This window comes from Mesorhizobium sp. B3-1-8 (assembly GCF_006439495.1).
Lineage (GTDB): Bacteria > Pseudomonadota > Alphaproteobacteria > Rhizobiales > Rhizobiaceae > Mesorhizobium.
This window is the reverse complement of record NZ_VFTK01000006.1, coordinates 140,815-164,677: the sequence shown is the minus strand read 5'-3', so window position 1 is coordinate 164,677 and position 23,863 is coordinate 140,815. Positions and strand designations below refer to the sequence as shown.

The window sequence follows — 23,863 nt, the reverse complement described above, 5'->3', positions numbered from 1 at the left end:
TTTGGCAACAGCCGTTAATGGTTGGCGGCGAGGCGATGGAGCTCGATCACGAAAAGCCGGCCCTGCCCCTTGGGCTGAAGCCGCAATTCCGGGCTGTCGCGATCGAGGATCAGCGTGTCGAGCGGTCCCAGGCTCGGCGCATCGTCCGTGAAGAGCGTGAAGCCTCCGCCGACGGCCAGAACCAGCGTCGTGTCGGCGCGCGGCGCGATGCGAATCTCACTGGCAAGCGGCCGACACTCGACCTTGTGGGCCATCCGGCCACGGCGGGTCATGACGTTGAGATCGGTAATCGGACCGCCAATCAGCGCCGCCCCGGTCGGCACATCGCCCGGAAAGGCGAGCGGTGCCGAAGCCGCGGTCAGTTGCGCCGGCGGCTGGCCGGCGATGTCGAGGATAATCCCCTCGCCTTCCAGCACCGACAGCGTGCGGTCGATGCCGGCGAAGCTGGAGAACGGCCCGCTGGTCTCGACGCAGGCCATCGAGACGCGCCAGTCGAAATCGTCGAGCCCGGCGCCGGCCGGGGAAACGGCGATTTCGGTCGTCGTGCCGCCGCCATTCTTCCACGGCATGACGCGGTAATCGGCGGCACGAAGGATGCGCATCGGCCTAGCCCCGGACGATTTCAAGTCGATTCGACCTGAAATCATCCGGCTCTGTCTTTTTGGTTGGGAGCATGATGTTGTCCGAAAACCGCTTCACACTTTTCGGCATCATGCTCTAGCCCAGGATGCCCGGCAGGTTGAGCTGGTGCTCCTTGGCGCACTCAATGGCGATGTCGTAGCCGGCATCGGCATGACGCATGACGCCGGTCGCCGGATCGTTCCACAGCACGCGCTCCAAGCGCTTGGCGGCATCCGCCGTGCCGTCGGCGACAATCACCATGCCGGCATGCTGCGAGAAGCCCATGCCGACGCCGCCGCCATGGTGCAGCGACACCCAGGTGGCGCCCGACGCGGTGTTGAGCAGCGCGTTGAGCAGCGGCCAGTCGGAAACGGCGTCCGAGCCGTCCTTCATCGCTTCGGTCTCGCGGTTCGGCGAGGCGACCGAGCCGGAATCGAGATGGTCGCGGCCGATGACGACCGGCGCCTTGAGCTCGCCCTTGGCCACCATCTCGTTGAAGGCGAGGCCGAGCCGGTGGCGGTCGCCAAGGCCGACCCAGCAGATGCGCGCCGGCAGGCCCTGGAAGGAGATGCGCTCGCGCGCCATGTCCAGCCAGTTGTGCAGATGGGTGTTGCCCGGGGTGAGCTCACGCACCTTGGCGTCGGTCTTATAGATGTCTTCCGGATCGCCGGAGAGTGCCGCCCAGCGGAACGGACCGATGCCGCGGCAGAACAGTGGGCGGATATAGGCCGGCACGAAGCCCGGGAAAGCGAAGGCGTTCTCGAAACCCTCGTCCTTGGCGACCTGGCGGATGTTGTTGCCGTAGTCGAGCGTCGGCACGCCGGCGTTCCAGAACGCCACCATCGCCTCGACATGCTCGCGCATCGACGCGCGGGCGGCCTTCTCGACGGCCTTGGGGTCGGAGACGCGCTTCTCGCGCCATTCGGCCATGGTCCAGCCCTTGGGCAGATAGCCGTTGATGGGGTCGTGCGCCGAGGTCTGGTCGGTGACCATATCGGGACGGATGCCGCGCCTGAACATCTCCGGCACGATCTCGGCCGCGTTGCCGAGCAGCCCGACCGACTTTGCCTCGCCGGCCTTGGTCCAGCGGTCGATCATTTCCATCGCCTCGTCGAGCGTCTCGGCCTTCTCGTCGAGATAGCGGGTGCGCAGGCGGAAATCGATCGAGTCGGGGTTGCACTCGATGGCAAGGCAGGAGGCGCCGGCCATGACGGCGGCCAGAGGCTGGGCGCCGCCCATGCCGCCGAGACCGCCGGTCAGGATCCACTTGCCCTTGAGGTTGCCGTTGTAGTGCTGGCGGCCGGCCTCGACGAAGGTTTCGTAGGTGCCCTGAACGATGCCTTGCGTGCCGATATAGATCCAGGAGCCGGCCGTCATCTGGCCGTACATCATCAGGCCCTTCCTATCGAGCTCGTTGAACTTCTCCCAGGTTGCCCAATGCGGCACGATGTTGGAGTTGGCGATGAGCACGCGCGGCGCATTGGAATGGGTCTTGAAGACGCCGACCGGCTTGCCGGACTGCACCAGCAGCGTCTCGTCCTCGCCCAGCGTCTTCAGCGACGCGACGATGCGGTCAAAGTCGTTCCAGGTGCGCGCCGCCCGGCCGATGCCGCCATAGACGACGAGCTCGTTCGGATTCTCGGCGACCTCCGGGTCGAGGTTGTTCATCAGCATGCGCAGCGGCGCCTCGGTCGTCCAGTAGCGGGCGTTGAGCTTGTCGCCGCGGGGGCTGCGCACTTCGCGGATGTTGTGACGGGGATCGTTCATCATTGTCCCTTTCGAGTAAGGCGGCGCCTCAGCGCCCGGCCCATTCAATGGCGGTTTCGAGGATGGTTTTCAGCGTGGCGCGGATCGGCGCGGCGTAGGTGGCGTCGTAAGGCACCGGCCAATTTTCCGGCGAACCCCTTTCCGACGGCTCACGCATGTAACCGCGGTTGGAGAGCTCCATCTGCAGCGCGTGCACGCCATTTTCAGGCCGGCCGAAGCTTCTGGTGATCCAGCCGCCCTTGAAGCGGCCGTTGACCACCCAGGTCTCGCCGGTCGCGGCGAGGATGGCGGCAACCTTTTGCTGCAGCACAGGATCGGTGCTCTTGCCGTCATTGGTGCCGAGGTTGAAGACCGGCAGCGTGCCTTCGAACAGCCGCGGCAGAACCGAGCGGATCGAATGGCAGTCGTAGAGCACGATCTTGTCGTGCATGCCGCGCAGCCGATCGATCTCGGCCTGCAGGGCGGCGTGATAAGGCTTGAAATAGGCCTCGCGGCGCTGGTCGATCTCGGACGGCGTCGGCTCCTCGCCCATGCGGTAGAGCGGATCGCCGTCAAAAGTGTCCGTCGGGCAAAGGGTGGTCGTCGCCTGCCCGGGATAGAGCGAAACGCCCGACGGATCGCGGTTGACGTCGATGACGGTGCGCGAGATCGCGGTGTGCACGACGGTCGCGCCGAGATCGATCGCAAAGTCATAGAGCTTGTCGATCCACCAATCGCAGTCGCGTTGCCCGAGCCACGTCGAGACCAGCCGGTTGTCGAGGCCAGCGAGGTCGATGCCGGTGTGCGGGATGGAGACCAACAGCGGCGCGGTGCCTTGAGTGACGGTGAGCCAGGACGGCGTTGCCATCATGCGGCTCCCGCAATCGAAGGCAGCGCGACAGCGCTCGCCGCCTTCACGGCGGCGCCGCTGCGGACCATGGCGATGGCCTTTTCCATGTCGGGATGGAAATGCCGGTCATTGTCGAGATGCGGCACCTCGGCCCGGACCAGCTTGCGCACCGCTTCCAGCGCTTCGCTGGACGCAAGCGGCTGATGGAAGTCGCAACCTTGCGCCGCGGCCAGCAGCTCGATGCCGATGACGGCGGTCGCATTCTCGATCATGCCGAGCAGGCGGCGAGCGCCGTGGGCGGCCATCGAGACATGGTCTTCCTGGTTGGCCGAGGTCGGGATCGAATCGACGCTTGCCGGATAGGCCTTCTGTTTGTTTTCCGAGACAAGCGCCGCGGCCGTCACCTGCGGGATCATGAAACCCGAGTTCAGGCCGGGCTTCGGCGTCAGGAAGGCCGGCATGCCGGACAGTGCTGGATCGACCAGCATGGCGATGCGCCGCTCCGACAGCGAGCCGATCTCACAGACGGCGAGCGCGATCATGTCGGCGGCGAAGGCCACCGGCTCGGCATGGAAATTGCCGCCCGAAAGCGCGGTGTCGTCCTCGGCGAAGATCAGCGGATTGTCGGTGACGCCATTGGCTTCGGTCTCAAGCGTGTCGGCGGCCTTGCGCAGCACGTCGAGCGCGGCGCCCATCACCTGCGGCTGGCAGCGCAGGCAGTACGGGTCCTGCACGCGCTCGTCGCCGACACGGTGCGATTCACGAATGGCGCTGCCGGCCATCAGATTGCGCAGGGCATCCGCCGTTTCGATTTGGCCGCGATGCCTTCTCAAAAGATGGATGCGCGGGTCGAAGGGCGCGTCGGAGCCTCGTGCCGCGTCGGTCGACAGCGCGCCGGCGACCAGCGCCGACTGGTAGAGCGTCTCGGCCTCGAACAGGCTGGCCAGAGCATAGGCGGTCGAGAACTGGGTGCCGTTGAGCAGCGCCAGGCCTTCCTTGGCGCCCAGCGTCACCGGCTCCAGCCCATGCGAGACGAAGGCGACCTTGGCCGGGAAACGGCCATGTGGGGTAAAGCATTCGCCGACGCCGATCATAACGGCCGTCATGTGGGAAAGCGGCGCGAGGTCGCCGGACGCGCCGACCGAGCCTTGCGCGGGCACGACGGGGATGACGTCGCTGACGAGCATGGCTTCCAGCAATTCGATGGTCTGAGGCCGCACGCCGGAGGCGCCCTGGGCCAGGCTGGCGAGTTTCAGCGCCATCATCAGCCGCACGACGGCGACGGGCATCGGCTCGCCGACGCCGGCGGCATGCGAAAGCACGATGTTGCGCTGGAGGGTTTCGAGATCGTCGGCCGGGATGCGGACGCTCGCGAGCTTGCCGAAGCCGGTGTTGATGCCATAGACGGGCTCGCCCTTGGCGACGATGCGGGCGACCGCCTCGGCGCTGGCCTTGATCTTCGGCCGGCAAGCGGCGTCAAGCTTCGGCACGGCGCCGCGATAGATGGCGCGCCAGTCGGCAAGCGTCGCGTTGCCGGGCGTCAGGGTCAGTTCGGTCATTGTCCTCTCCAGATACGGGCATGGAGCGGATTGAAGCCCATGCGGTAGACGAGTTCGGCCGGGCGCTCGATATCCCAGATGGCGAGATCGGCCGATTTGCCGGTTTCCAAAGTGCCGGTCTTGTCGAGAAGCCCCAACGCACGCGCGGCCTCGCGGGTGACGCCGGCAAGGCATTCGTCGACAGTCATACCGAACAGCGTCGCGGCCATGTTCATGGTGAGCAGCAGCGAGGTGAGCGGCGAGGTGCCGGGATTGGAATCGGTGGCCACAGCCATCTTCACGCCGTGCCGGCGGAACAGGTCGACCGGCGGCTTCTTCGTCTCGCGGATGAAGTAGTAGGCGCCAGGCAGGATCGTCGCCACGGTGCCGGCCTTGGCCATCGCCACGGCGCCCTCCTCGTCCGTATATTCGAGATGGTCGGCCGACAACGCGCCATAGCGGGCGGCAAGGGCCGCGCCATGCAGGTTGGAAAGCTGGTCGGCGTGCAGTTTTACAGGCAGGCCAAGCGCCTTGGCCTTGTCGAAGACGCGCGCCATCTGCTCCGGCGAGAAAGCTATGCCCTCGCAAAAACCGTCGACGGCGTCGGCGAGGTTTTCGGCGGCGACTTCCGGCAGGATGGTGCCGGAGACGAGATCGATGAACGCGTCCTTGTCGCCCTTGGCTTCGGGCGGCAGCGCGTGCGCGGCAAGACAAGTCGTGCGGACCGTGACAGGGCGCTCATTGCCCAGCCGGCGGGCGGCGCGCAGCGACTTCTTCTCGTTCTCGAGGTCGAGGCCGTAGCCCGATTTCACCTCGACGGCGGTGACGCCTTCGGCCATCAGCGCGTCGAGACGCGGCAGCGTCTCAGCGACGAGCTCGTCCTCGCTGGCGGCGCGCAGCGACTTGACCGAGGAGACGATGCCGCCCCCAGCGCGCGCCACTTCTTCATAAGTGGCGCCGGCCAGCCGCATCTCGAACTCGTTGGCGCGGTTTCCGGCATAGACAAGATGTGTATGACAGTCGATCAGGCCGGGCGTGACCCAGCGGCCTTCGCAATCGACGGCCTCGGCGCCCTGCCCGGCAGCGGCCGGCATGTCGGCCTCGGGACCGGCATAGACAATAAGCCCATCACGCGCGGCGACCGCGCCTTTCTCGACGATGCCGAGGCCGGCCGCCCCCTCGGCCATGGTCGCCAGGCGCGCATTGCGCCAGACCCGAAGGCCGCTCTTCCCGTTTGCTCCACCCATCATCTTTTCCGTTTGCTTGGACGACGATTATGTATATACATATTGAAAAGCGGCGCAAGTGGTAATGTCGCTCTCGCATCGAGATTCGGAGATAAAGGTGACGTTGATCTTTGCGGAACAGGCGCTGCTGCCCGGCGGTTGGCAGGGCAATGTGAGGATCGCTTTCGATGGCGGCCGCATCTCCACGGTCGAGGCCGGCGCTTCCGCGCAAGCCGGCGACGAGCGTCATGCCATCGTCCTGCCCGGCATGCCTAACCTGCACAGCCACGCCTTCCAGCGCGGCATGGCGGGTCTTGCCGAATTGCGCGGCCCTTCGGCCGACAGTTTCTGGAGCTGGCGCGAGGTGATGTACCGCTTCGCGCTGTCGATGACGCCCGACCAGGTCGAGGCGGTCGCGTCACAGCTTTATGTCGAAATGCTGGAGGCCGGCTTCTCGCGCGTCGGCGAATTTCATTACCTGCATCACGACCGCGACGGACAGCCTTACGCCAATATCGCGGAGATGGCGGAGCGGATCGCCGCCGCGGCTGCCGACACCGGCATCGGGCTGACGCTGCTGCCGGTCTTCTATGCTCATTCAGCCTTCGGCGGCGCCGCACCCAACGAGGGCCAGCGGCGATTCATCAATGATGTCGAGCATTTCGGACGGCTGCTTGAGAAAGCTCGCGAGGGCGTTCGCCCATTGGAGCAGGCTGTCGTCGGAGTCGCGCCGCACAGCCTGCGCGCCGCAACGCCGGACGAGCTCAATGCCGTCGCGGCGATGGCGCCGAACGGGCCGATCCATATCCATGTCGCCGAGCAGGTGAAGGAAGTCGAGGACTGCGTTACCTGGTCGGGCAAGCGTCCGGTCGAATTCCTGCTTGCCAACGCTACGGTGGACAAACGCTGGTGCCTGATCCACGCCACGCATGTGACCGAGGCCGAAACGATCGCCATGGCCAAAAGCGGCGCCATCGCCGGGCTCTGCCCGATCACCGAGGCCAATCTCGGTGATGGCACGTTTGCCGCGCCGCTGTTCATCGAGCATGGCGGCCGCTTCGGCGTCGGCTCCGATTCCAATGTGCTGATCGGTCTGCCGGCCGAGTTGAGGCAGCTCGAATATTCGCAACGCCTCGCCCACCGCGCCCGCAATGTGCTGGCCCGCGCCGGCGGATCCACGGGACGCGCGCTGTTCGACGCTTCGCTCGACGGCGGCAGCCAGGCGCTCGGCGCCGGCCCGTCGCGAATTGCCGCCGGCGGCCCTGCCGATCTCGTTTCGCTTGACCAAAACCATCCATCGCTGGCCGGCAAGGCGGGCGACGCGATCCTCGACGCCTGGATCTTTGCCAATGGCAGCAATGTCGATTGCGTCTGGGTGCAGGGCAAAAAGCAGGTCAGCGGCGGCAAGCATGCGAGGCGCGAGGCGGTTGCCAAGCGGTTCCGCGATGTCATGACCGTGCTCTCGCAGAGCTGAACAGGAAACATCCGATGAGCGTTGTCGAAACGGATGATGTGGAGGGCGGCGAGATCCTCTCGCTGCATCAGCGCATCCTGTCCGACATCCGCGAAAAGATCCTCTCGGGCGCCTGGGCGCCGGGCCATCGCATCCCCTTCGAGCATGAGCTGACGGCTCACTATAATTGCTCGCGCATGACGGTGAACAAGGCGCTGTCGCAACTCGCCAAGGCCGGGCTGATCGAGCGCCGCCGCCGCTCCGGCAGCTTCGTGCGCCAGCCGCAGTCGCAGGCAGCGGTGCTGGAACTGCACGACATCCGGATCGAGGTCGAGGCGCTCGGCCTGCCCTATCGCTATGAGCGGCTGGAACGCCTCAAGCGGCGCAGCAGCGCCGAGGACCGCGCGCGGCTCGGGCTTTCCGCATCAGGTCAGGTGCTTGCGCTGGAAGGTCTGCATTTCGCCGGCGAGCGGCCATTCGCGCTCGAGCAGCGGCTGATCAATCTCTCAGCCGTGGCCGAAGCCAGCGAGGAGGAATTTCTCGAGATCGCGCCGGGCCCCTGGCTGATCGGCCGCGTGCCGTGGAGCGAGGCCGAGCACCGAATCCGCGCCATGGCCGCCGACGAGACAATCGCCGACGCGCTCGACATCGACCCGGGCGCGCCCTGCCTGGTGGTCGAACGCCGCACCTGGAGCGCCGAGCACCCGGTGACGCATGTGCGCTTTGTCTATCCGGCCGAGAGCCATACGCTGGTGGCGCGGTTCACGCCGTCGCAGGGATGAGTGATCCCCGCCCATCGCTGTCGTCATTCTAGGGCGAAGCAAGGAGCGAAGCGACGCGCGCAGACCCTAGAATCCATGCCGTGACGCTAAGGCTTTGCAACATTTACAGAATGCTGCACCGTTGCGCCCTACGTCAGAGGTCAGGGCATGGATCCTCGGGTCAAGCCCGAGGATGACGATCGCGGTGGCGTGGCGGGACAGCGCCCCCCTCTGCCCTGCCGGGCATCTCCCCACAAGGGGGAGATTGGCAGTTCCGGCGCCGCGCCCTTACAGCGCCGCCGTCACAATGATCTCGACCAGATATTCCGGGGTGGCGAGCTTGGCTTCGCCGGTGGCGCGGGCGGGCGTGTGGCCCTGCGGCACCCACTTGTCCCATTCCGCGTTCATCTCGGCGAAGGTCTTCATGTCGTCCAGCCAGATGATCGCCTGCACGATCTTGGTCTTGTCGGTGCCGGCCTTGGCCAGCAATTCGTCGATGGTCTTCAGGATGTCGCGGGTCTGCGATGCGACGTTGCCACCGGGCTCGCCAACCTGGCCGGCCAGATAGACGGTGTTGCCATGAATGACGATCTGGCTCATGCGCGGGCCGACATCGATGCGACGAATGCTCATTGGAGGTTCCTTCGTTTGAGGGTCGCGCCTGTTTAAAGTCGCTTCCAACTCCGGGCAAGGCCGGGTCGCCAAATCCATGCGGCGCGCAAGAAGATTGAGTTGTGCCAATAGCCCGGCATGCCACGCTCTGCTGCGGATCCAGGCGCGTTCCCAACCGGGTCAAAATTGGCCTAGTTGGATTTTCCAGCCGGCTATGTCTATTTGGCAGAGAATTCCTTCAATGCGGATTGCCGCCCCTCACCCCGAGTGGCAAGACTGCGGCCAAAGAGATTGCGAGGACGACACCATGGAATACCGCCAGATCAGCGACGACTATTCGGTCTCCGGCCAGATCCAGCCGCAGGATATTGCCGCCATCAAGGACGCCGGCTTCAAGAGCGTGATCTGCAATCGGCCGGACGACGAGCAGCCCGGCCAGCCTTCCGCCGGGAGCGTCCAGGCGGCGGCTGAGACAGCCGGGCTCGGCTTCCGCTATATTCCGGTGATCAGCGGTCAGATCACCATGGACAATGTCGAGGACCAGGCCCAGGCGCTCGACGAACTCGAAGGCCCGGTGTTCGCCTATTGCCGTTCAGGGGCGCGCTGCACCAACCTTTACGGGCTGATCCAGCAGCAGCGTGGGTGACGATCAAGCGCCGCACCTTAAATCGGCAGCGCGCCGGTTTCCTTCAGCGTCTCCAGCACGATCGCCGTCTTCACGTGCTGTACGGATTCGTGCGGCAGGAGCACGCCGTTGACGAACTCGGACAATGATTTGAGGTCGGGCGTCACCACCTTCAGGATGTAATCCATCTCGCCGGTCAGCGCGTGCGCCTCCTGCACTTCGGGCAGGCGCGCCACCAGTTCGCCGAAGCGGCGCGCGTTGTCGCGGTTGTGGGTGGCTAAAGTCACCGAGATGACGTTGACCAGCGAAAAGCCCAGGCGATCGCGGTCGAGCACGGCGCGGTAGCCCTTGATATAGCCATCGTCCTCCAGCCGCAGGCGGCGGCGCGAGCATTGCGATGGCGAGAGGTTCACCCGCTCTGCCAGATCGTTGTTGGTGAATCGCGCATCATCCTGCAAAAGCGCCAATATCTTGCGGTCAAATTGGTCAAGGCGCGCATCATCCATGGACTTTTCTCCAACCATGCACAATTTGCGCGCATGATGAGCATTTCAAGCGGTTGAATGCAAGCACCGTGCGGACGCTCCGCGCTATCATCGTGAAAGTTGGCCAAGCACGGTCGCAACAGCTTTCGGAGGACTGCCATGGGCCCCTTCCCGCACGACGCCCCACCCGCCAAGATCAGCAAGCAGAACCCCGCCGGCACAGACGGTTTCGAATTCGTCGAGTTCGCGCATTCGGAGCCCGAAAAACTCGCCGAGCTTTTCACCCGAATGGGCTATGTCGCGGTGGCCAAGCATCGCAGCAAGGACATCACCGTCTGGCGCCAGGGCGACATCAACTACGTCGTCAATGCCGAGCCCGGCTCGCATGCGATGAAGTTCGTCGAAAAGCACGGCCCCTGCGCCGCCTCGATGGCCTGGCGCGTGGTCGATGCCAAGCATGCTTTCGACCACGCCGTGTCGAAGGGCGCCACACCCTATGAAGGCGCCGACAAGGCGTTGGACGTGCCGGCAATCGTCGGCATCGGCGGCTCGCTGCTCTATTTCATCGAGGCCTATGGCGAAAAGGGCTCGGCCTATGACGCCGAGTTCGAATGGCTGGCCGAGCGCGACCCGAAGCCCGAAGGCGTCGGCTTCTATTTCCTCGACCACCTCACCCACAATGTCTATCGCGGCAACATGGACAAGTGGTGGGATTTTTACCGCGACCTGTTCGGCTTCAAGCAGATCCATTTCTTCGACATCGACGGCAAGATCACCGGCCTGGTCAGCCGCGCCATCACCTCGCCCTGCGGCAAGATCCGCATTCCGCTGAACGAGTCCAAGGACGAGACCAGCCAGATCGCCGAGTATCTCAAGAAGTATAATGGCGAGGGCATCCAGCATATCGCCGTCGGCACCGACGCCATCTACGAGGCCACCGACAAGCTCGCCGCCAACGGGCTGAAGTTCATGCCCGGCCCACCCGACACCTATTACGAGATGTCGCAGACCCGTGTGAACGGCCATGACGAGCCGATCGAGCGCATGAAGAAGCACGGCATCCTCATCGACGGCGAAGGCGTCGTCGACGGCGGCACGACCAAGATCCTGCTGCAGATCTTCTCCAAGACCGTCATCGGACCGATCTTCTTCGAGTTCATCCAGAGGAAGGGCGACGAAGGCTTTGGCGAGGGCAATTTCCGAGCGCTGTTCGAGTCGATCGAGCAGGACCAGATCAAGCGCGGCGTGATCAAGCTGGACGGCAAGGCGGCGTAGCCAGCCGAAGGACCAAACCGCCGGCTATCCTAAAGGCCGGCGGCCTTCCGCAGAATCTCGTTTATCCGGCTCTGCCAGCCCGGTCCGCCGGCACGGAAGCGGGCGACCACATCGCTGTCGAGGCGCGAACGCGCCTCGATGCGGTAGCTCAGCCGCGTCGCCTGGACGAAGACCACCAGCATGGCCGGCGTCCAGAGCCCGAACAGCACATAGAGCGCTTCGCCAGGCATCGCCTAGCCCTCGTATTTTTCGACCTTCTGCTCGATGGCGCCGAAGATCGAATGTCCGGCTTTGTCCTTCATCTCGATGCGCACCGTGTCGCCGAAATGCAGGAAAGGCGTCTTGGGCTCGCCGCTGTCAATGGTCTCGATCATGCGCAGCTCGGCGATGCAGGAATAGCCGGCGCCGCCCGCCGAAACCGGTTTGCCCGGGCCGCCATCGAGCTTGTTGGAGACGGTGCCCGAGCCGATGATGGTGCCGGCGGCGAGCGGCCGCGTCTTGGCGGCATGCACGATCAGCGCCGGGAAGTCGAAAGTCATGTCGATGCCGGCATTGGCGCGGCCGAACGGCTTGCCGTTGAGATCGGCGAGCAGCGGCAGGCTGACCTTGCCGCCGTCCCAGGCGTCGCCCAATTCGTCCGGCGTGACCGCGACCGGCGAGAAGGCCGAAGATGGCTTCGACTGGAAGAAGCCGAAGCCTTTGGCCAGTTCCGGTCCGGTGATGGCGCGCAGCGTGACATCGTTGACCAGCATCACCAGCCGGATCGCCTCTCTTGCCGCGTCCAGCCCGGCGCCCATCGGCACGTCGTCGACGATGACGGCGACCTCCGCCTCCATATCGATGCCGAATGCTTCCTCGGCCATACGGATCGGGTCGCGCGGCGCGATAAAGGAGTCGGAGCCACCCTGGTAGATCAGCGGATCGGTCCAGAAGCTTGCCGGCATCTCGGCGCCGCGCGCTTTGCGCACCAGTTCGACATGGTTCACATAGGCCGAGCCGTCCGCCCATTGATAGGCGCGCGGCAGCGGCGAATGGGCGTCATGCTCGTGGAAGCGCGCCGAAGGCACCGCGTTGGTCTCGAGCGATTCCGCCATCGCCGCCAGATGCGGGGCGATGCGGCGCCAATCGTCGAGCGCGGCCTGCAGCGTCGGCACCAGGAACGAAGCGTCGGTGAACCGGGTCAGATCGCGCGAGACGACGACCAGTTTTCCGTCGCGGGTCCCGTTCTTCAATGTGGCAAGCTTCATGCGGTTTCCTCTCCTGACGCGGCCTTCTGACCGCTTAACTCCACAACAAGGCCGTCTCGGGCAATCGTCAAGTCACCGGCCCACGATTTCCTAGCAGCGGCGACCCAGTCGGCCTCGCCGATCGCGGGATCGTCGGCTGGAATGAGGTGGTTGAGCACCAGTCGCTTCACGCCGGCATCGCTGGCGATGTGACCCGCTTCCTCGGCGAGGCTGTGGCTGGCGAAAAGGTGCTCTTTCAGCCGAGCGCCATTGCCGGTCCTAGCGACCAGCCTTTCCACACCTTCCTCCAGCATGGCCTCGTGGACGAGGACATCGGCCCCTTTGGCAAAGTCGGCCAGCGGCGGAAAGAACGCCGTGTCGGAGGAAAACACCACGCTTCTGCCGCCATGCTCGAAACGCAGCGCGAAACAGTCGATCACCGGCGGGTGGTCGACGCGCAGCGCCGTCACCGTCAGGCCACCCTCCGCCAGGATGGTCCCCTCGCCAAGTTCCTTGACGGAGACCAGTTCGCGAATATCTGGCCGCCCCTCGTCGACGATGCGGATCTCGATGTCGAACTCCATCGCCCGGCAGAAATGCAGCCAATGGTCGTGGGTGCCTGACGGCCCGTAGACCGTCACCGGTGTCGCCAAACCCGCCGTCCATGCGGTGTGGATCAGCGGCCCGAGCTCGAGAAGATGGTCGGAATGGAGATGCGTGATGAAGATCAGGTCGAGCGCCTTGAGGCTCATGCCGGCATCGACCAGGCCGCGCGTGACGCCCAGCCCGCAATCGACGACGATATTGCGCCCGCCGATCTCCACCAGCGACGAACTCGGCCAAGGTCCGCCCGGCCGGACCGCTGGGCCGCCCTTGGAGCCAAGCACGACCAGCCGATCCAGCTTTTCGGTACTCAAGACCAGTCGCCCTCGGGCGTGCCGTTGAAACGCTTTTTCAGGTCGGCCCAGCAGTCGATGTAGTTCTCCTGCAAGGTGCCGAGTTCCGCAGCGTAGCGCGTCAACATCTGCGGAAAGCGCGTCTCGAACATGAAGGCCAGGGTGTTGTCGAGCTTGACCGGTTTCAAGTCCGCTCGCGTCGCTTTCTCGAAGCCGGAGGCGTCCGGCCCGTGCGCCAGCATCTGGTTGTGCAGGCTGATGCCGCCGGGGACAAACCCTTCCTCCTTGGCGTCGTACTGGCCGTGGATCAGGCCCATGAACTCGCTCATGATGTTGCGGTGGTACCAGGGCGGCCGAAACGTGTTTTCCGCCACCAGCCACCGCGGCGGGAAGATGACGAAGTCGACATTAGCCGTGCCCTCCTCGCCGCTCGGTGCCGTCAGCACCGTGAAGATCGACGGGTCGGGATGGTCGAACAGGATGGCGCCGACCGGCGAAAACGTCGCCAGATCATATTTGTAGGGCGCGTAGTTGCCGTGCCAGGCGACGACGTCGAGCGGCGAATGGCCGAGCTCGGTGACATGGAACGAACCACACCATTTGACGATCAGCCGGCACGGCGTCTCCTTCTCCTCGAACCAGGCGCAGGGCGTCTTGAAGTCGCGCGGATTGGCAAGGCAATTGGCGCCGATCGGGCCGCGGTCGGGCATGGTGAATTTGGCGCCGTAATTCTCACAGACATAACCACGCGCTTCCTTGTCGGCGAGCTCGACCTTGAAGACGAGGCCACGCGGCAGCACTGCGATCTCGCCGGGCCGAAGCTCGATCACTCCCATCTCGGTGACGAAGCGCAGCGCGCCGACCTGCGGCACGACCAGCAACTCGCCGTCGGCGTTGAAGAAATGGTCATCCACCATCGAGCGGTTGGCGACATAGACATGCGCGGCCATGCCAGACTGGCCGACCGCATCGCCGGCCGTGGTGAAGGTGCGCATGCCGGAGATGAAGTCCGTCGGTTCGCCGGGCATCGGCGTCGGATTCCATCTATATTGGCCGAGCGCCAGCTCGTGGTCGCCGATATTCGGCCCGGTCTTCCATAAGGGATAGCTCGCCCCCTTGAAGCGGCCGGTGTGTTTCACACTCGGACGGATGCGGTAGAGCCAGGACCGCTCGTTGGTGCCGCGCGGCGCGGTGAAGGGCGAGCCGGAAAGCTGCTCGGCATAGAGGCCGTAGGCCGGCCGTTGCGGCGAGTTTCGCCCCTGCGGAAGCGAGCCAGGCAGCGTCTCGGTTTCGAAGTCGTTGCCGAAACCCGGCATGTAGGAAAAGGCCATCGGTTCCTCCCGCATTGACTAAACTGGTTTCATTTGTAACCATCGAAAATGTAACTATCAATGGCAACGCTGAGACGCGGGACATGATAAGCGGAAGCGACGCGGTCAACGACCCTGAAATCCTCGAACTGGAAAGCTTCTTGCCCTACAGGCTCTATCGGCTTGCCGATGCGGTCAGCCGCGAATTCTCCAGGATTTACAAGGAGCGCCACGGCCTGACCCGACCGGAATGGCGCACGCTTTCAGGGCTCGGGCAGCGCGGCACGATGACGGCAACGGAACTCGGCGAGCAGTCGGCCATGCACAAGACCAAGGTGTCGCGCGCGGTGGCCGAGTTGGAGCGCCGGCGCTGGCTGACGCGCACGCCGGACGGGAACGATCGGCGCGTCGAGCATCTAGCGCTGACCAGGGCTGGGCTCGCCGCCTATCGCGAGATGGTGCCGCTGGCGAAGGCGTTTGAGCAGGCGTTACTGGGGAGGTTGAGTGCGGAGGAACGGACGGCGATAGCGAAGGGCGTGGCTGCGCTGGAGACCAGTCTGGCATCTGAATGGAAATAGACGCTAGCGCGAGGCCCCCCTCTCTGTCCTGCCGGACATCTCCCCCTCAAGGGGGGAGATCGGCAGCTTTGGCGACGGCGCTCATCTTGCAGCGTCTGCGATTGGCGAAGGCCGGCGTGACGGCTGATCTCCCCCTTGAGGGGGAGATGTCCAGCAGGACAGAGAGGGGGGCGAAGGAACTCGACATCTCTCCAGAGGCCCCTACCAATCCATAACCACCTTGCCCGAACTGCCGCTGCGCATCGCGTCGAATCCGACCTGGAAATCGTCGATCCCGATCCGATGCGTGATCAGCCCCGAGACATCCAGCGGGCCCTGCACCAGGGCGATCATCTTATACCAGGTCTCGAACATCTCGCGGCCGTAGATGCCTTTCAGATGCAGCATCTTGAAGATCACCTTGTTCCAGTCGATCTCGAAGCCGGTGGGCGCGATGCCGAGGATGGCGATCTTGCCGCCATTGTTCATGGTGTCGATCATGTCGCGGAAGGCAGGCGCGGCGCCCGACATCTCCAACCCGACGTCGAAACCTTCGCTCATGCCGATCGACGGCATGATGTCGCGTAGCTTTTCCTTCGAGGCGTCGACGACGTGCTGGACGCCGAGTTTTCGCGCCAGATCCAACCGCACCGGGTTGATATCGGTGATGACGACCTTGCGCGCGCCGACGCATTGCGCGACCAGCGCGCCCATGATGCCGATCGGCCCGGCGCCGGTGACCAGCACGTCCTCGCCGACGAGATCGAAGGACAATGCGGTGTGTACCGCATTGCCGAGCGGATCGAAGATCGCCGCGATCTCGTCCGGCACGTCGTCGGGGATCGGCACGACATTGTGCTGCGGGATGGCCAGATACTCGCCGAAGGCGCCGGGGCGGTTGACGCCGACGCCCAGCGTGTTGCGGCAGAGATGCCCCCTGCCCGCGCGGCAGTTGCGGCAATGGCCGCAGACGATATGGCCTTCGCCCGAGACGCGCTGGCCGACCTTATATTCCGTGACCGCGGCGCCGTAGTCGGCAACGGTGCCGACGAATTCGTGGCCCGTCACCATCGGCACTGGCACCGTCTTCTGCGCCCACTGGTCCCAATTGTAGATATGGACGTCGGTGCCGCAGATCGCGGTCTTCTTGACCTTGATCAGCACATCGTTGGGGCCGATCTCCGGCACCGGCACCTCTTCCATCCAGATGCCCGGCTCGGCCTTGGCTTTCACCAGCGCCTTCATCATGTTGGACATCAGACGCTCCTCAAAAATCTTGCCTGTCTCGATGGATCGGTTTCATCAGTGCGCCGCCTCCAGAATGTTCTTCAGCCGGAGCAAGTCTCGATCGGTCGAACGCCGAACGGCTAGGGCGATAAACGGTGCCACGAGACGGGAAAAGCCTGTCGGGATGCCGCGGTTCCGGAGCGCCATATGGGTAGCGCCTTCTCGGGTATCGCGCCATGCATAACTCGTTTCCATGGGAAACGGTCCTTCGGCAGTTCGCATCACCAGCCGCTCGCCCTGCACGAGATCTACAATTTCGTAGGTGTAAACAAGCCGCCGTCCGAGGAACTGCGCCACGAATGCAATTCTCGATCCTACCTGCGCGGGTCGGGGCGTCTTCCATTCGACCGATTTGATATTGACGTACCAGCGGGGCACGTTGTCCGGATCGGCGGAAAAGGCGGCGACGACCGCGCGTGGCCTGGCGATCTCGATCCTGCTCGTGACATCGATCGTCATGGCCGACTTCTGTTTTCCTCGGCGTGGGTCAAGCGATTACACCCAGTTCTTTTCCCACGTCGCCGAAGGCCGCGACCGCCCTGTCGATATCGGCGCTGGAATGGGCGGCTGACATCTGCGTGCGGATGCGGGCCTGGCCCTTCGGCACCACCGGGAAGGAGAAGCCGATGACGTAGATGCCGCGCTTCAGCATGCGCGCGGCCATCTCCTGCGCCAGTGCGGCGTCGCCCAGCATCACCGGGATGATCGGGTGGTCGGCGCCGGCCAGCGTGAAACCGAGCTTGCCCATCCTGGACCGGAACCGATCCGCATTGGCATATAGGCGCTGGCGCAGCGCGTCGCCATGACGGATCAGGTCGAATACCCTGATCGAGGCGCCGGCGATCGCCGGCATCAGCGTGTTGGAGAAGAGATAGGGCCGTGAACGCTGGCGCAGCCAGTCGACCACCTGGCTTTTGCCCGACGTATAGCCGCCGGAGGCGCCGCCCAGCGCCTTGCCGAGCGTGCCGGTGATGATGTCCACCCTGCCCTCGACCCCGCAATGCTCGGCCGAGCCGCGGCCGTTCTTGCCGACGAAGCCGACCGCATGGCTGTCGTCGACCATGACCATGGCGTCGTATTTCTCGGCGAGGTCGCAGACGCCGTGCAAATTCGCGATGATGCCGTCCATCGAGAACACGCCGTCGGTGGCGATCAGCCGGAAGCGGCAGTCCTTCGCCTCCTTCAGCCGCGCTTCAAGATCGGCCATATCGTTGTTGGCGTAGCGGAAGCGCTTGGCCTTGGAGAGCCGGACACCGTCGATGATCGAGGCGTGGTTCAGCGCGTCCGAAATGATGGCGTCCTCTTCGCCGAGCAGCGTCTCGAACAGGCCGCCATTGGCGTCGAAGCAGGAGGAGTAGAGGATGGTGTCGTCCATGCCGAGGAAAGACGAGATCGTCGCCTCGAGCTGCTTGTGCTCCTCCTGCGTTCCGCAGATGAAGCGCACCGAGGCCATGCCATAGCCGTAGCGGTCGAGCGCGTGCTTTGCCGCGTCGCGCAAATCCGGGCTATCGGCGAGGCCGAGATAGTTGTTGGCGCAGAAGTTCAGCACCTTTTCGCCGCCGACCTCGATCTCGGCGGACTGCATCGAGGAAATCACCCGCTCGGACTTGTAGAGCCCGGCTGATTTGAGGCCCTGGAGCTCGCTGTCGATGTGGGAAAGGAATGCTTTGCTCATGGTCCGGCCCTGTTCGGTTCGAGGCCGGACTGTCGCGCCATGGCTGCAAAAAATCCATCGCAAAAGCGACCGCTTCGGTGGCGCCGCGAAAGCCCGGTCGCAATTCTTTGCGAAGGCGCGGCCGCGATACGATCAAAAATGGGGTGAGCGGGAAAGGACATGATAACCATCTTGCGAGCTTTGCCGCGCCGCCGCGCATGCCGCCAGCGTCCCTTGCCGACCTGTTAACCCTTTCAAGGCAAGCGTTTTCCCGCCACGAATCCAGGCAGAAACCCGTCGACCGGAGGGGTCACCCAGTTATGTCGCAGCAGCCAGTGCATAGCGTTTCGCGCAAGCTGATCCTGCTCATCAAGACCGGCTACTGGCTGGCGCTGGCGATCATCGCCGCCATGGTGGTGGCCTCCTTCATTCTTCTGCAGCAATTGATGGCGCAGCAGCAGCACAATCATGCGCTGCTCGACATCGTCTCGACGCAGAAGGCGCTGTCGCAGCGCATCGTCTTCCTGGCCAGCGCCACCGGCGCCGCCTCGCGCGACAAGCAGCCGGCACTGGTCACCGCGCTCAAGCAGGCGACGGGCGAGTTCGAGACCAACTACGACCGGCTGCTCAAGGAGACCGGCGCCGACCCGCTCTCGCCGGCGCGCAACGACCCGAAGTCGATCGAATACGTCCTGTTCAGCAAGCCTTTCCACCTCGATTACTTCTCGATCGGCCTCGTCGCCAATGGCGACAGGCTGGTCTCGTCCTTCGCCTCGCAGCTTGGCATGCAGAACGACGGCTATAAAGGCAGCGGCGAACGCGTCGGCCTCGACGCCTCCGTCGCCAACGCGACGATGTCCGGCTATGCCGCGCTCGGACAGCGCATCAGCGCCTTCGCCGACGAAAAATCCAGCAACATCCTCGACCTGCATCGCACGCTGTTCTTCGCCACGCTCGGCGTCATCGTGCTGGTGGCGCTGTTCATCTTCCGGCCGATGTCCAACGCCATCCTGCGCAAGACGCGCGAGTTGGTCGATGCCCGCAACTCGATGGCCTTCATCGCTGTGCATGACGGCCTGACAGGGCTGCACAACCGCACCTTCCTCACCGACCATTTCGAAACGCTGATCAAGGGAGCGCACCGCCGCCGCGAGCGCCTTGCGGTGATCCAGCTCGATCTCGACCGCTTCAAGCAGATCAACGACACGCTTGGCCATGCCGCCGGCGACTATGTGCTGGTGGTGACGGCGCAGCGCATGCGCGATTCCTGCCGCGCGTCGGATCTCTGCGCCAGGCTTGGCGGCGACGAGTTCGTCATGATCCTCAACGGCGCCGGCACCACCGAGGACATCCATGCGCTGGCCAAACGCATCCTCGATGAGATCAACGAGCCCATCACGTTCCAGGGCACGACCATCATGCCCGGAGCCAGCGCCGGCATAGCGGTCTATCCGGTCGACGCCGACAACGCGCAGGACCTGCTCGTCCATGCCGATCTCGCGCTCTATTCCGCCAAAAAACTCGGCGGCGGCAATTTCTCCTTCTTCTCCGAGGAACTGCGCCGCGAGCTCGACTATCGCAAGCAGCTCGAACAGGACATCCGTACGGCGATCGCCAACAGGAGCTTCGAGGTCTATTTCCAGCCGCAGGTGTCGCTGACCAGCGGCAAGATCAGCGGCATCGAGGCGTTGGTGCGCTGGAAGCACGAGACGCGCGGCATGATCTCGCCCGGCGAGTTTATTCCGGTCGCCGAGAAATGCGGCTTCATGCCGGATATCGGCCGCATCGTCATCGGCAAGGCGATCGAGGAAGCCGCCGAATGGGACCGCGCCGGTATCGATTTCGGGCGCATCGCCGTCAATGTCTCGGGCACGGAGCTGCGCGAGTCCGATTTCGACACCTTCCTGTTCGGCACGCTGGAGCGTGCCGGGCTGCGGCCGCAGAAGCTGGCGCTGGAAATTGTCGAATCCGTCATCCTCGACGACGAGAAGACCGGCATCGCCGCGAAGCTCCGCCACATCCGCGCCGCCGGCGTGCATCTGGAGCTCGACGATTTCGGCACCGGCTACGCCTCGCTCAGCCACGTCAATCCGAACGAAATCGACCGGCTGAAGATCGACCGCCGCTTCGTCCAGAACATCAACGAGAACGGCGACAATTCCAAGATCGTGCGCGCCATCACCGAGCTTGCCCGCGGGCTCGGCATCTCGATCGTCGCCGAGGGTGCGGAGACTGAAGCCGAGCTCGACTCGCTGATGGCGATCGGCTGCGATCAGGTGCAGGGCTATTCGATCGCCTTCCCGATGCCGCAGGACAAGGCGCGCGAATGGCTTTTGGCGCGCAGCCCGAAAAAGGCGAAGCTGAAAGTACTGCAAGGCAGCTTGGCTTGAGACGCGCCGATATTCAGGTGAGGCCGACCTGCAAATGGCGGCTTCCGGCGCTTCCGGCCTTCGCCGGCCGAAGCATTCCTGAGTGACGTGGCATGACGAGATGTTCCAGGACACCTTCGACGGCAAGGCGAAGCTGACGGCGTTGATCGCGGCGCTCAAGTTGCGCCACTACGCCTTCGGCGCGATAACGGGTTACGACTGAGGCGGCTCAGCGTTGCGCCTAAGTGCCGCAAGCACCTCCGTGAATTCGGCGAGCTTGTCATCGGGGATACCAGCCCGCAGACGCTTGTCGAAGGCGACCGCCGCGAGGCGCAACTTTTCGAACAGCGCTTCGCCGGCTTCCGTCAACGCCACCTGGTGTACCCTGCGGTTTTCCGGATCGCGGCGGCGTGTCAGCAACCCTTGCGCCTCCATGCCGTTGAGGTGATGGGTAAGCGTCGCGCCTTGGATGCCGATCATCCCGGCAAGCTCGCGCTGGTTCGCCAGTTCCTTCGACTTGACCGAGAGCAGGGTCACCCAGACCGGCAGCGTGCCGCCGGCCTCAACCATCGCGGCATCAAAAGCCTGCGCCACCACTTTCGAGGTGCGGGCGAGATTCATGCCGACGGGCGGACGGTCAAACGGTGTCATGACCTGACAGTAGAGCAAGCGATTGGAACATGAAATCTGGCTTCATGATTGACATCTAACCGTTAGATATCTAACTTTGTCTTATTGATGGCGTCGACATGCTGCGACGCGCGGCGGGCGGCAGAGAGGAATGCGGTCATGCAATATGTCTATATCGTCACCATCGGCCTGCATGTGATGGCCGGCGTGTTCTGGGCCGGCACGACCATCGCTGTCGCCCGCGATCCGGAGATCAAGGCGGAGCGTTTCATCCGGCCGCAGCTCGGCGCCTCCGGCATAGTTTTCCTGACCGGCATACTGCTCTGGTATTTCTTCCACGAGGGCGCGTTCGGCTCGATGGAGAAGGTGCTGGCGCTCGGCATTTTGACGGCGCTGATCGCCGCCGGCGTGCAGGGCGCGCTTGTTGCCTCCGCCAGCAGGCAGCTGGCTGGGGCCGATCAAGCCACGCAGACCCAGTTGCGGGCGAAAATGACCAGAGGCGAACGCATCGCGGGCGGGCTGCTGGTCGTCACCGTGTTTTGCATGGCGACTGCCAAGCTATTTTGAAATCGCACGGCCGGCGAAACCGACCGGGCGCGGCGCGCAACGGACCGAAGCGGCAGGTGGCTCTCCTTGCAATGGTCCGTTGCGCGCCTGTTTTTTGAGCATGATCTCGGAGATCATGCCCCGGCCAATCAGATCCGGATCCCGAAGCGGATGCCGTCATAGATAGCGGCGTGGATGTTGCGCGAGGCAACCGCGTCGCCGATGCGAAACATCACGAAGCCGCCTTCGGCATTGCGCGCGGGGAAGATGTCGCCGCCGCTCACCAGCCGCTCATAGTCGACCGCACCGCCATTCTTCGACAGGGGCTTGAGCGACAGATAAAGATCGTCGAGCGGGGCGGTGCCATGCTCGACCACCACCTGGTCGACGCGCCGCTCGCCACGCCAGCCATTGGCGAAGTCCGATGCCAGCTCGGCGATGAGTTGGTTGCCCTCGCGCCGCACCGAGCGCAGGCGCGTGTTGATGGTGACGGTGACGCCCTTTTCATGGAAAGCGCGCATGTAGGGCACGTGGTTCAGGCCACCCATTTCCGGCGCGAAGAAGCGCTCGGGCGACACAAGCTCCAGCCTGGAGCCGCTGTTGGCGATGAGCTCGGCGGCGCCCATGCCCTGATGGCCGCCATTGTCGTCGTAAAGCAGCACGTTTTCGGCCGGCTTGACGCTGCCGGCCATGATGTCCCAGCTCGAGGTGACGAGATTGTCGCCGGCCGTGAGCGGCGGGTTCTGCGGCAGGCCGCCGGTGGCGACGATCACCACATCCGGCGCCAGCGCCAGCACATCGTCCCTCTCGGCCCAGGTATCGTAGCGGATCTCGACGCCGAGCCTATCCAATTCGGCGAGCCGCCAGTCGATGATGCCGATCAGTTCCTTGCGACGCGGGTTCTGCGTGGCGAGCCGCACCTGGCCGCCCGCCTGGCTGGAGGCTTCGAGCACCACGACCTGGTGGCCGCGCTCGGCCGTCACGCGAGCCGCTTCGAGACCGCCGGCGCCCGCGCCCACGACCACGACTTTCTTCTTCGGTCCTCCGCTCTTTGCGATGATGTGCGGAACGGTCGCTTCCCGGCCGGTCGCGGCGTTGTGGACGCAAAGCGCCTCGCCGCCCTCATAGATTCGGTCGAGGCAATAGGTGGCGCCGACGCAAGGGCGGATCTCGTGCTCGCGGCCTTCCATTACCTTCTTGATGATATGCGGATCGGCGATATGGGCGCGCGTCATGCCGACCATGTCGAGCTTGCCGGTGGCGATGGCGTGGCGGGCGGTGGCGACGTCGGAAATACGCGCCGCGTGGAAGGTCGGGAACTTCGTCGCCGCCCTCACCTCGCCGGCGAAATCGAGATGCGGCGATGAGCGCATGCCGGTCACCGGAATGACCTTGGTCAGCGACGCATCGGTCTCGATCGTGCCGCGGATGATATTGAGGAAATCGACCTTGCCGGAATTGGCGAGCCGCCTGGCTATCTCGACGCCCACCTCCTTCGAGATGCCCTTTTCGAAATCCTCGTCGGCAACCATGCGAATACCGACGATGAATTCTTTACCGACCGCGGCGCGCACCGCATCCAGAACCATGTCGGTGAAGCGCAACCGGTTGTCGAGCGAGCCGCCGAACTCGTCGTCGCGATGGTTGGTCAGCGGCGACCAGAAGCCATCCATCAGATGTCCGTAGGATTCGAATTCGATGCCGTCGAGGCCGGCCGCCTGGCAGCGCTGCGCGGCCGAAGCATAGTCGGCGACGATGCGCTCGATGTCCCACTCCTCGATGGTCTTCGGGAAGGCGCGATGCGCGGGCTCGCGTACCGGCGAGGCCGACAGCACCGGCAACCAATCGGCCTTGTTCCAGCCCGTGCGGCGGCCGAGATGGGTGATTTGGATCATCACCTTGCAGTCATGCTCATGGCAGGCATCCGCGAGCTCAGCCAGCCACGGCACGATCCTGTCGTCATAGACATGCAGATTGCCGAAGGCGGCCGGGCTGTCGCGCGAGACGATCGCCGAGCCCGCCGTCATGGTCAGCGCCATGCCGCCCTTGGCCTTTTCGGCGTGGTAGAGCCGGTAGCGCTCCTTCGGCATGCCGTCCTCGGAATAGGCCGGTTCATGGCTGGTCGACATCACCCGGTTCTTCAGCGTCAGGTGCTTGAGTTGGTAAGGTTGGAGAAGCGGGTCGTTACTGGTCATC

General features: G+C 64.4%; 22 protein-coding genes and 1 pseudogene. 7 read left to right on the top strand and 16 right to left on the bottom strand.

Annotated features, from left to right (window positions below; genetic code table 11):
* Window positions 1–14: 14 nt before the first annotated feature.
* The 5 genes from FJ424_RS08070 to hutI form a co-directional block, all read right to left on the bottom strand.
* On the bottom strand, window positions 15–602 hold the full coding sequence (locus FJ424_RS08070) for a HutD family protein (protein ID WP_140656372.1): 588 nt from the start codon (window positions 600–602) through the stop codon (window positions 15–17).
* Between the two features lie 115 nt (window positions 603–717).
* On the bottom strand, window positions 718–2,391 hold the full coding sequence (hutU, locus tag FJ424_RS08065) for a urocanate hydratase (protein ID WP_181166972.1): 1,674 nt from the start codon (window positions 2,389–2,391) through the stop codon (window positions 718–720).
* 25 nt (window positions 2,392–2,416) lie between these two features.
* Window positions 2,417–3,235: an N-formylglutamate deformylase gene (gene hutG, locus FJ424_RS08060; RefSeq protein ID WP_140656521.1), complete on the bottom strand. Its 819-nt coding sequence runs from the start codon at window positions 3,233–3,235 to the stop codon at window positions 2,417–2,419.
* Window positions 3,235–4,776 carry a histidine ammonia-lyase gene (hutH, locus tag FJ424_RS08055; RefSeq protein ID WP_140656375.1) on the bottom strand — a complete coding sequence of 514 codons (1,542 nt, stop codon included), beginning with the start codon at window positions 4,774–4,776 and terminating at the stop codon, window positions 3,235–3,237. Before hutH ends, hutG begins: the two co-directional genes overlap by 1 nt.
* Complete coding sequence (gene hutI / locus FJ424_RS08050) at window positions 4,773–6,002, bottom strand: imidazolonepropionase (RefSeq protein WP_181182107.1); 1,230 nt, start codon at window positions 6,000–6,002, stop codon at window positions 4,773–4,775. The genes hutH and hutI overlap by 4 nt, the downstream gene beginning before the upstream one ends.
* Before the next feature lie 97 nt (window positions 6,003–6,099).
* Between hutI and FJ424_RS08045 the strand changes: the two genes are divergently transcribed.
* Both FJ424_RS08045 and hutC read left to right on the top strand, forming a co-directional pair.
* On the top strand, window positions 6,100–7,455 hold the full coding sequence (locus tag FJ424_RS08045; RefSeq protein WP_140656381.1) for a formimidoylglutamate deiminase: 1,356 nt from the start codon (window positions 6,100–6,102) through the stop codon (window positions 7,453–7,455).
* Between the two features lie 14 nt (window positions 7,456–7,469).
* Window positions 7,470–8,216, top strand: a complete 747-nt coding sequence (gene hutC / locus FJ424_RS08040; RefSeq protein ID WP_140656384.1) for a histidine utilization repressor — start codon at window positions 7,470–7,472, stop codon at window positions 8,214–8,216.
* Window positions 8,217–8,483: 267 nt separating this feature from the next.
* On the opposite strand, the gene FJ424_RS08035 is transcribed toward hutC, so the two are convergent.
* Entirely contained in the window at window positions 8,484–8,828 is a 345-nt protein-coding gene (locus FJ424_RS08035; RefSeq protein ID WP_112098006.1) for a RidA family protein, read from the bottom strand.
* A 286-nt stretch (window positions 8,829–9,114) separates the two neighbouring features.
* Here FJ424_RS08035 and FJ424_RS08030 point away from each other — a divergent pair, with 286 nt between their 5' ends.
* A complete protein-coding gene (locus tag FJ424_RS08030) occupies window positions 9,115–9,453 on the top strand; it encodes a TIGR01244 family sulfur transferase (RefSeq protein ID WP_140656386.1) in 339 nt (112 codons plus the stop codon).
* 17 nt (window positions 9,454–9,470) lie between these two features.
* Here FJ424_RS08030 and FJ424_RS08025 read toward each other — a convergent pair whose 3' ends face one another.
* Window positions 9,471–9,938 carry an Lrp/AsnC family transcriptional regulator gene (locus tag FJ424_RS08025; protein ID WP_140656389.1) on the bottom strand — a complete coding sequence of 156 codons (468 nt, stop codon included), beginning with the start codon at window positions 9,936–9,938 and terminating at the stop codon, window positions 9,471–9,473.
* Window positions 9,939–10,076: 138 nt separating this feature from the next.
* Here FJ424_RS08025 and hppD point away from each other — a divergent pair, with 138 nt between their 5' ends.
* Complete coding sequence (gene hppD / locus FJ424_RS08020) at window positions 10,077–11,192, top strand: 4-hydroxyphenylpyruvate dioxygenase (protein ID WP_140656392.1); 1,116 nt, start codon at window positions 10,077–10,079, stop codon at window positions 11,190–11,192.
* Between the two features lie 29 nt (window positions 11,193–11,221).
* On the opposite strand, the pseudogene FJ424_RS08015 reads toward hppD, so the two are convergent.
* The 4 genes and pseudogenes from FJ424_RS08015 to hmgA form a co-directional block, all read right to left on the bottom strand.
* Window positions 11,222–11,317 (bottom strand): annotated as a pseudogene (locus FJ424_RS08015) (BrnA antitoxin family protein); the annotation flags it as partial.
* A 108-nt stretch (window positions 11,318–11,425) separates the two neighbouring features.
* Window positions 11,426–12,439: a fumarylacetoacetate hydrolase family protein gene (locus FJ424_RS08010; RefSeq protein WP_140656394.1), complete on the bottom strand. Its 1,014-nt coding sequence runs from the start codon at window positions 12,437–12,439 to the stop codon at window positions 11,426–11,428.
* A complete protein-coding gene (locus tag FJ424_RS08005) occupies window positions 12,436–13,335 on the bottom strand; it encodes an MBL fold metallo-hydrolase (RefSeq protein ID WP_140656397.1) in 900 nt (299 codons plus the stop codon). The genes FJ424_RS08010 and FJ424_RS08005 overlap by 4 nt, the downstream gene beginning before the upstream one ends.
* Window positions 13,332–14,645, bottom strand: a complete 1,314-nt coding sequence (hmgA, locus tag FJ424_RS08000; protein WP_140656399.1) for a homogentisate 1,2-dioxygenase — start codon at window positions 14,643–14,645, stop codon at window positions 13,332–13,334. The genes FJ424_RS08005 and hmgA overlap by 4 nt, the downstream gene beginning before the upstream one ends.
* 83 nt (window positions 14,646–14,728) lie before the next feature.
* Between hmgA and FJ424_RS07995 the strand changes: the two genes are divergently transcribed.
* Window positions 14,729–15,202 (top strand): MarR family transcriptional regulator, encoded by a 474-nt coding sequence (locus tag FJ424_RS07995; RefSeq protein WP_140656402.1) that lies wholly within the window; start codon window positions 14,729–14,731, stop codon window positions 15,200–15,202.
* Between the two features lie 201 nt (window positions 15,203–15,403).
* On the opposite strand, the gene tdh is transcribed toward FJ424_RS07995, so the two are convergent.
* From tdh to FJ424_RS07975, 3 genes are read right to left on the bottom strand one after another with little or no spacing between them, the layout of a single operon-like run.
* Complete coding sequence (gene tdh, locus FJ424_RS07985) at window positions 15,404–16,438, bottom strand: L-threonine 3-dehydrogenase (protein ID WP_140656405.1); 1,035 nt, start codon at window positions 16,436–16,438, stop codon at window positions 15,404–15,406.
* 45 nt (window positions 16,439–16,483) lie between these two features.
* The gene (locus tag FJ424_RS07980; protein ID WP_140641242.1) at window positions 16,484–16,927 is read right to left on the bottom strand and encodes an SRPBCC family protein; all 444 of its coding nucleotides are present in this window, start codon (window positions 16,925–16,927) and stop codon (window positions 16,484–16,486) included.
* Window positions 16,928–16,955: 28 nt separating this feature from the next.
* The gene (locus tag FJ424_RS07975; RefSeq protein WP_140656409.1) at window positions 16,956–18,143 is read right to left on the bottom strand and encodes a glycine C-acetyltransferase; all 1,188 of its coding nucleotides are present in this window, start codon (window positions 18,141–18,143) and stop codon (window positions 16,956–16,958) included.
* Between the two features lie 299 nt (window positions 18,144–18,442).
* Here FJ424_RS07975 and FJ424_RS07970 point away from each other — a divergent pair, with 299 nt between their 5' ends.
* The gene (locus FJ424_RS07970) at window positions 18,443–20,512 is read left to right on the top strand and encodes an EAL domain-containing protein (protein WP_140641238.1); all 2,070 of its coding nucleotides are present in this window, start codon (window positions 18,443–18,445) and stop codon (window positions 20,510–20,512) included.
* Window positions 20,513–20,704: 192 nt separating this feature from the next.
* Here the strand turns inward: FJ424_RS07970 and FJ424_RS07960 are convergent, their stop codons facing one another.
* On the bottom strand, window positions 20,705–21,142 hold the full coding sequence (locus FJ424_RS07960; RefSeq protein WP_140641236.1) for a MarR family winged helix-turn-helix transcriptional regulator: 438 nt from the start codon (window positions 21,140–21,142) through the stop codon (window positions 20,705–20,707).
* Between the two features lie 138 nt (window positions 21,143–21,280).
* Between FJ424_RS07960 and FJ424_RS07955 the strand changes: the two genes are divergently transcribed.
* A complete protein-coding gene (locus FJ424_RS07955; protein WP_140641234.1) occupies window positions 21,281–21,688 on the top strand; it encodes a hypothetical protein in 408 nt (135 codons plus the stop codon).
* A gap of 128 nt (window positions 21,689–21,816) precedes the next feature.
* Here the strand turns inward: FJ424_RS07955 and FJ424_RS07950 are convergent, their stop codons facing one another.
* The gene (locus tag FJ424_RS07950) at window positions 21,817–23,862 is read right to left on the bottom strand and encodes an NADH:flavin oxidoreductase (protein WP_140656411.1); all 2,046 of its coding nucleotides are present in this window, start codon (window positions 23,860–23,862) and stop codon (window positions 21,817–21,819) included.
* Between the last annotated feature and the right edge of the window lies 1 nt (window position 23,863).

Coding starts and splice junctions, on each gene's coding strand:
- FJ424_RS08070 (WP_140656372.1), bottom strand. CDS start 602: ATGCGCATCCTTCGTGCCGCCGATTACCGCGTCATGCCGTGGAAGAAT.
- hutU (WP_181166972.1), bottom strand. CDS start 2,391: ATGATGAACGATCCCCGTCACAACATCCGCGAAGTGCGCAGCCCCCGC.
- hutG (WP_140656521.1), bottom strand. CDS start 3,235: ATGGCAACGCCGTCCTGGCTCACCGTCACTCAAGGCACCGCGCCGCTG.
- hutH (WP_140656375.1), bottom strand. CDS start 4,776: ATGACCGAACTGACCCTGACGCCCGGCAACGCGACGCTTGCCGACTGG.
- hutI (WP_181182107.1), bottom strand. CDS start 6,002: ATGGGTGGAGCAAACGGGAAGAGCGGCCTTCGGGTCTGGCGCAATGCG.
- hutC (WP_140656384.1), top strand. CDS start 7,470: ATGAGCGTTGTCGAAACGGATGATGTGGAGGGCGGCGAGATCCTCTCG.
- FJ424_RS08035 (WP_112098006.1), bottom strand. CDS start 8,828: ATGAGCATTCGTCGCATCGATGTCGGCCCGCGCATGAGCCAGATCGTC.
- FJ424_RS08030 (WP_140656386.1), top strand. CDS start 9,115: ATGGAATACCGCCAGATCAGCGACGACTATTCGGTCTCCGGCCAGATC.
- FJ424_RS08025 (WP_140656389.1), bottom strand. CDS start 9,938: ATGGATGATGCGCGCCTTGACCAATTTGACCGCAAGATATTGGCGCTT.
- hppD (WP_140656392.1), top strand. CDS start 10,077: ATGGGCCCCTTCCCGCACGACGCCCCACCCGCCAAGATCAGCAAGCAG.
- FJ424_RS08010 (WP_140656394.1), bottom strand. CDS start 12,439: ATGAAGCTTGCCACATTGAAGAACGGGACCCGCGACGGAAAACTGGTC.
- hmgA (WP_140656399.1), bottom strand. CDS start 14,645: ATGGCCTTTTCCTACATGCCGGGTTTCGGCAACGACTTCGAAACCGAG.
- FJ424_RS07995 (WP_140656402.1), top strand. CDS start 14,729: ATGATAAGCGGAAGCGACGCGGTCAACGACCCTGAAATCCTCGAACTG.
- tdh (WP_140656405.1), bottom strand. CDS start 16,438: ATGTCCAACATGATGAAGGCGCTGGTGAAAGCCAAGGCCGAGCCGGGC.
- FJ424_RS07980 (WP_140641242.1), bottom strand. CDS start 16,927: ATGACGATCGATGTCACGAGCAGGATCGAGATCGCCAGGCCACGCGCG.
- FJ424_RS07975 (WP_140656409.1), bottom strand. CDS start 18,143: ATGAGCAAAGCATTCCTTTCCCACATCGACAGCGAGCTCCAGGGCCTC.
- FJ424_RS07970 (WP_140641238.1), top strand. CDS start 18,443: ATGTCGCAGCAGCCAGTGCATAGCGTTTCGCGCAAGCTGATCCTGCTC.
- FJ424_RS07960 (WP_140641236.1), bottom strand. CDS start 21,142: ATGACACCGTTTGACCGTCCGCCCGTCGGCATGAATCTCGCCCGCACC.
- FJ424_RS07955 (WP_140641234.1), top strand. CDS start 21,281: ATGCAATATGTCTATATCGTCACCATCGGCCTGCATGTGATGGCCGGC.
- FJ424_RS07950 (WP_140656411.1), bottom strand. CDS start 23,862: ATGACCAGTAACGACCCGCTTCTCCAACCTTACCAACTCAAGCACCTG.